Here is a 6358-nt window from a genome sequence, read left to right as displayed (position 1 = left end):
GCCGGCCGGCGGAGGCCGCGGAGGCGTTTGAAGCCGCGTTGGCCCGCGGTCCGGCTCGTCGCAATCTGCCGGACCTCCTCACCGGGCTGGGGCGAGCGCTGTCGCGGGCGGGCCGCGGCGAGGAGACCGCCGCGGTCTGGGATCGGCTGGAGGCGCAGTTCCCCGACGACGACGCCGTCCGGGAACGCATCGCCGCGACGCTGGAAGCCGAGGGCGACGCGGCCGGCGCCGCCGCCCGTTACGACGCGCTGGCGAACGGGGCGAGCGATCCGTACCGCCGCGTCGCCTTGGGATTGAAGGCGGCTGGACTGAAGAGCCGGCTGGGTCGACGTGAGGAAGCCGTCGCCGAGTTCGATCGGCTCGCCGAGGGTCTCGAACCGGACAGTTGGCTGTTCGGCGAGGCCCGGGCGGGAATCGAACGGGCGTTCCTTCGCACCGACGATCTCGCCGGTTTGGTCGAGTACTACGAACGCCGCATCGAGCGGCGCCCGGAGGATGTCGCCGCGATGGTCCGACTGGGCGCGCTGGAGCGCCGCCGCGGCCGGGCAGAGCCGGCCCTGCGGTGGTTAAAAGCGGCCGTCGCGAAGGCGCCGACGGACCCGCGCCCGCGTCGGGCTCTCGCGGAGTTTCTCCTCGAAGAGGGCCGGTTCGCCGCCGCGGCGACCGAGTTCGAGCGGCTCGCCGAACTACGGCCCGGCGATTCCGACGTGTTCCGGGATTGGGGGACGGCCCTGCTCCGCGATCCGTCGCGGCCGGAGGCGGAGAACGTGGCGCGGGCGGAGGCCGTCTGGCGTCGTTTGCTGACCGATCGGGAGGACGATCCGGTCGCGCTGTCAACCGTGGCGGACTGGCTGCGTCAGGCGAACGCCGCGGACGCCGCCGTGACGCTCTACGAGCGAGCCGCCGCCGCGGACCCGGACAACGTCGGCCGCCGGGAGGCGCTGGGCGAGTATCTGCACGAACTCGGCCGGTCCGAGGCGGCGCTTGAAGCCTGGACGTGGTCGGCGACCGGGGAGCGGCGGACCGTCCGTTCGTTGGCTCGGTTGGCGATCGTGTTGGCGAACTTTGAGTACGACGACCGGGCCGTCGCTGCGGCCCTGGAGGCGGACGCGCTCGATCGAGAACAAGCCGGTTCCGACGACCCGGCCGCGGGCGAACTGAACTTCACCGACCGACTGGCGTTCGCGGCGCTCTTCGCCGAAGCGGGCGAGACCGAGGCGGCCCACGCTCAGATCCTCAAGGCCGAGGCGCTCGCCGAGACCGCGGAGCGCCGACGCATGGCGCTCGCCGCCGCCGTGGCGGTCGACCGGACCGCCGGCACCTTGGCCGACCGCATCGCCGAGTTGGAGCGCGCCGTCGCCGACGATTCGGAGAACACTGCCCTCCCCCTGCAACTGGCGGCGTACCGTGAGGCCGCAGGCGATCTCGCCGGGGCGAACGCTGCCGCCGCGCTCGCGGTCGATCTCGCCCCGCAATCCACCGAGGCATGGATGACGCTGGCGGGCCTGCGGGAACGCAGCGGACGACTCCCCGAAGCCGCCGACGCGCTCCGCCGGCTCGCCGATCTCGACCCGACCCGGCGGATCGATGCCCTGACGCGTCTCGCCGGGATCCAGCTTCGACTGGGTCGGTTGGAGCAGGCTCAACGAACCGCCCGCGCGGTCGTCGCCGCCGGCCCGGACAACCCCCGCGCGCTGGCGTTGCTGGCGAAGGTCGCCCTGCGAGCCGGCGACGAGGAGACCGGCCTGGACGCGATGCGACGAGCCGCGCGGGCCGCGCCGAACGACCCGGCGCCGCTGCTGTCGCTGGCCGCGGAACTGCGTGATCGGTCCCGGACGGACGAGGCGATCGAGACGCTCTGGCAGGCGTTCGCCCGGGCGGACCGGTTCGAGGATCGCGGCGCGGTGGTCCGCGTGCTCGCACCGCTCGCCCGGCAGCAGGAGCGGTTCGAGGCGTTCCTGGCGAAGCTCGAACGGACCGCGCGTCCCGGCGCCCGGCGAACCGGCGTGGGCCGGGGCGATGCGCCGGCTCGCGAGGCGACCCTGTTGGCCGCCGAGGCCCATCTCGCCGTGGACGATCCGAAGACCGCCCGCGCGACGCTGAAGACGCTCGATTCGCCCGAGAGCCGCGACGCGGAACTGCTCGCGCGGCTCTCCGCGTTGGCGGAGGGTTCGGACGATCTGGCCGAAGCGGCCGAGTACCAGCGGCGGGTCGCGGACCTTCGCCCCCAACCGAGCGAACGGCTGCGGTTGGCCCGGCTGCTCCGCAGGGCCGGCGACAACGATGCAGCCGACCGCGTGTACGAGCAAACCCTCGCCGCCAAGTTGGAGGACGGCGACCGCATGCAGGTGATCGAGGAACTGTTGGTCGACGATCAGTTAGGCGTGGCGCTTCGGGTCGCCGGTCAGGGATTGCGGGACGACCCGAACGACTGGCGGTTGCTGTACCGGATCGCGACGGCGTGCGGATGGCTGGGCGGCAATCCGCTGCCCGCTCCCCCGACGCTGGGGATCGACGCCGACTCGGGGAACGTCCCCCCACGCGCGATCGCGACGGCGGCGATGCGGCGGATCCTCGCCCTGCCCCGCACCGCGGACGTGATGTCCGCTGATACGGCGCCCGCCGTCGGGGCGGGTTCCGGTTCGGCGCTCGCGGCGCGAACGCGCGTCGCGGACGATGTCGGCGGCATCTTCACCTATTACGCCGGAGCCGGGCGGGGCTCCGGCGCGACCTCGCCCCTGCCGGCCGATCTGGATTTGGCTCGCCTCGGGGCGACCGTCTGGCTGGCCCGGGTCGACTCGGACTTCGCCGGGCAACTCTTTGAAGACGCGGGGATCTCGATTGAGGAACCGCTCGAACCGGAGCCCTCGCTGGACGTCGCGGCGCCGGACCGCCGGGCGGCGCTATGGGATGCCTACTTCGTGCTCACGACGGCCCGTCTGCGCGGGTATCAGCCGGCGGGGTTCACGGCGACCGACCCGCGAACCAAGGCGTTGCGGCTGGCAGTCGCCGAGCGTCTGGTGTCGGGTCCGGACGCCGGCCCGGAGGCCTGGGAGGCGTTCGTTCAAGCCGTCTCGGATCGCCGGGTCGAGGCGTCCTCCCGCTCCGTCGTGCCGGCCAAGGTCGCTCCGCTGTCCGACGAGCGGCTGGAGCTACTCCGCGCGGCGCTCGACGGACTGGCCGCCGCGAAGTCGCCGGCGCACGCGGCGCTGGCCGGCACGCTGATGACGGAATTGCAGTTCGCCGGGCGGGACGCGGAGACGGGCGCTCGGGCCGCCGCCCTCGCCGCCGCGGCGGACACGCCTGACGAGATCGCCGCCGCCCTGCGGATCGCCTCCGACTACGGTCGGCGGGAGGACGTGCTGCGGTTGTTGGCGAAGGCCGCCAAACTCGCCCCGGCGCAGCGGGCGACCGTCTCGGCGGCGCTCTGGTCGCTCGCCCTGCCCTTGGCGGAGGCACGCGTCGCCGGCGACCCGGACGGGATGTTCGAACTACTGGACGCCGCCGCCGCGTTGGAGGACTGGCAGTCGCCGGCGCCGACCGCCCCCGCGATCGTGCCGCTCTCCCCGTATGGAACGCCGCTGCGTCGTATCGACGTGCGGTATGCGGCGATCCGGGACACGCCGCCGCGGGCGGAGTGGTTCGACGCGGATGAGGACGAACAGTTCCCCCCGCCGCCGCTTCGGATGGACCCGGTTCAGCGGTCCCTGTTGCGGGCGACCGTCGGTTACCTGCGCTCGCCGAACACGCTCACGCCGCTGCTGGTGGGCGAGGAAAGGAAAGCGGCGGCGGCGAACCGAGGCGTCGATGCCGCCGCCGCAGACAGCCTAGCGGAACACCTCCAGCTGCGGGCGAACGCGCGCAGGGGGGCGGACCGCGCCCACGAACTGCTCCGGCTCGCCTGCGTGCGATGGTGGACGGGGCAGTCGAACGCCGCCCGGGCGGTGATGGCGGAGGCGCTGGAAGCCGATCCCTCCGACTGGCCGCTCCGCCGGGCCTTGGCGGACCTGTCCGTCGACTTCGGCCAGCATCAGGCGGCGCTGGCTCTGTTGGACGCGGTCGAACCGCCGGACGCGGACGCGCTCCGCCATCGGGAAATGCTCGCTTTGAAAGCCGCCGAGACCGCGGGGGATCTCGACCGAGTCCGGTCGGCCGCGAAGCGATTGGCGGACCTCGGCAGCGGCGTCGGCGCCGGGGATCGGGTCGCGCTGGCCCGGACCCTGCAACGGATTGGCGAGGGGGACGAAGCCACGGCCCTGCTGCGGGAGATCGCCGCCTCGAGCGCCACGGGGACGCCCGATCTGCTCCAGACGATGCAGTTGCTCGTCAGCGGCGGCGAGCAGGCCCATGCCGCGGAGGTCGCCCGGGAGATCCTCCGCCGCACCTCGCCCGTCACGCAAAGCGGGGCTTGGCCGTTTCAAGCCCAGCGCACCCGCATCCTGATCCCGCGCGGGTCCTCCACGTTGATCGGAACCTTGGGCCCCAGGAACTTGTCAGTCAGCATCAGTGTAGATGTCCGCTCGCAGGCCGCCCGCGTTCTGCACAACGCCGGCCAGTTGGCGCCGCTGGTGACCGATCTGCGGCGCCGGCTCGCCGCCGATCCCTCGAACGGCGACCTCCGGACGCGGTTAGCGGGACTGCTGCTCGCCGATCGCGCGTTCGCCAGTCAAGAAGAAGCCCGGGCGATCCTCGCCGGCGCCGCTCCTCGCACCGCGGCAGACTTCAAGGCGGAGGCCGACCGGCTCCATGCCGCCGGTCAGGCGACGGCCGCCGCGGACCTCTATGTGCAGGCGCTCCGGCTGGATCCCCGCGTCTTGGAATCGGAGGCGTTCGAAATCCAGCAGCTCTACCGCGGCAACGGCAAGAGCGAGGCCCTGTACGCGGCGCTCGGCGACACCGACCCTGCCGACTGGACGAACTTCCGCAACGCGCTGCAGTTCTTTCCGAACGCCTTCCACGACGACCAAGCCCGCGGGCCGGCCCTCGCGGCGTTGCTGAAGATCTGGGACCGCCGTCCGGAGGTTCGCTCGCTGATGCTGGAGTACGTCTTGCAGGAGGAGTTTTACGCCGCGGACCCGGTATTCGACGCCGCCCTCACGGAGATCGTCGACGCCGCCCCGCCGCTGGATTGGGCGACGCTGCTCGATTCGCGCGTCGGCTCGTTCGACGGTCCGCGGGGTCAGGCGAACTACTTGCTGGACGCGGCGACGACCCGTGGCGAACTCCCGAAGGTGATCGACCGCCTGCGGGCCGCGCAAGAACGCCATCCCGAGTGGGAGCCCGGCCGGGCGCTGCTGGCCGCGGCGCTCGCCCGAGACGGTCGCGGCGACGAAGCGGAGGCCGCGGCCGGGGAGTTGCTCAGAGATCTCCCGGAGGAGATTCGCGGGGACGACGCATGGGTACTCAGCACATTGCTGGGCGCCACCGGCCCCGGGGCGGCGCTCGCACTGCCGGCGCAGCGGTGTGCCGTGGAGACGGGCGCCGCATCGAACATGTTCGGCGACCCCTACGACCGCAGCCCCGTAAGGGCATTGGTCGATCTACTGGCCGAAACAGGCGCCGTCGCGGAGGCCCGCGAGTTGCTCCTCGCCCGCGCCCTCGATCGGGACGAACTGGAACGACGCTGGACGCGATCCGGCAGAGAAGGCTACCTGGCCGGGGCACGGGTTGAATCCTGGGGCGAGATCAGCGGCCGATTGGTCGAACTGGGGTTCCCGCTGGACGCCCTGCGGGTGCTCGACGCCGCGGAGAGCCATACGGAGACCTGGGAGCACGCTGACCGCGCCTCGTCCACACGGCGCCACTTCGACCCGGTGCGAGCCGCGATCGGCCACGCCCTCACGCCCAAGGCGCTCTCCGAGGCGCTGGAGGCCCAGGATGCGGAGGCCGCCGACGCCGGGGACGACGCCCCGGCGGTGAACCTGTTCCTCCGGGTCGCCGACGGCGGGTCCGACCCGGCCGACGCGGTCTTTGTCAGCGATCTACTCGATCCGCTGTTTGCGGAAGCTGACGACGGTGTCAACGACGAGGCGAGCGACGATCCCGCCGCCCGCTTCGCCCCGCTGCAGACGACGTTGCAGCGGTTGTCCGAGCGACGCCCTGCCGACGCTTCCCTGACTGCGGCCGTCGCGTTGACGGCCTTCGCAGCAGGCGGCGTGGAGGCGGCCGTCACGCCCGTCGCACATCTCGTGGAACGGGCCGAGACGACGACGAAACCGACCGCCGACGCCGTCGGCGCCTGGTGGCTAACTGGCTTGGAAGCGTCTCAGCATCCCCCCACCGCCGAGGCCGGCGCCGCGCTGACGGCCGCGGCTCTCGCCGGCCTCGGCGGTGGGGGGATGCTGAGACGCTTCCAAGC

Annotated in this window: 1 protein-coding gene; it reads left to right on the top strand. The window is 72.7% G+C overall.

Annotation, left to right across the window (positions count from 1 at the left end; genetic code table 11):
• Positions 1-6358, top strand: a 6358-nt coding sequence (locus tag LzC2_RS19395) for a tetratricopeptide repeat protein (RefSeq protein ID WP_171189683.1), incomplete at both ends; no start/stop codon positions are given.

Origin of the sequence: Alienimonas chondri (assembly GCF_013036045.1) — a bacterium.
Taxonomy (GTDB): domain Bacteria; phylum Planctomycetota; class Planctomycetia; order Planctomycetales; family Planctomycetaceae; genus Alienimonas; species Alienimonas chondri.
This window is presented reverse-complemented; position numbering and strand designations above follow the sequence as displayed.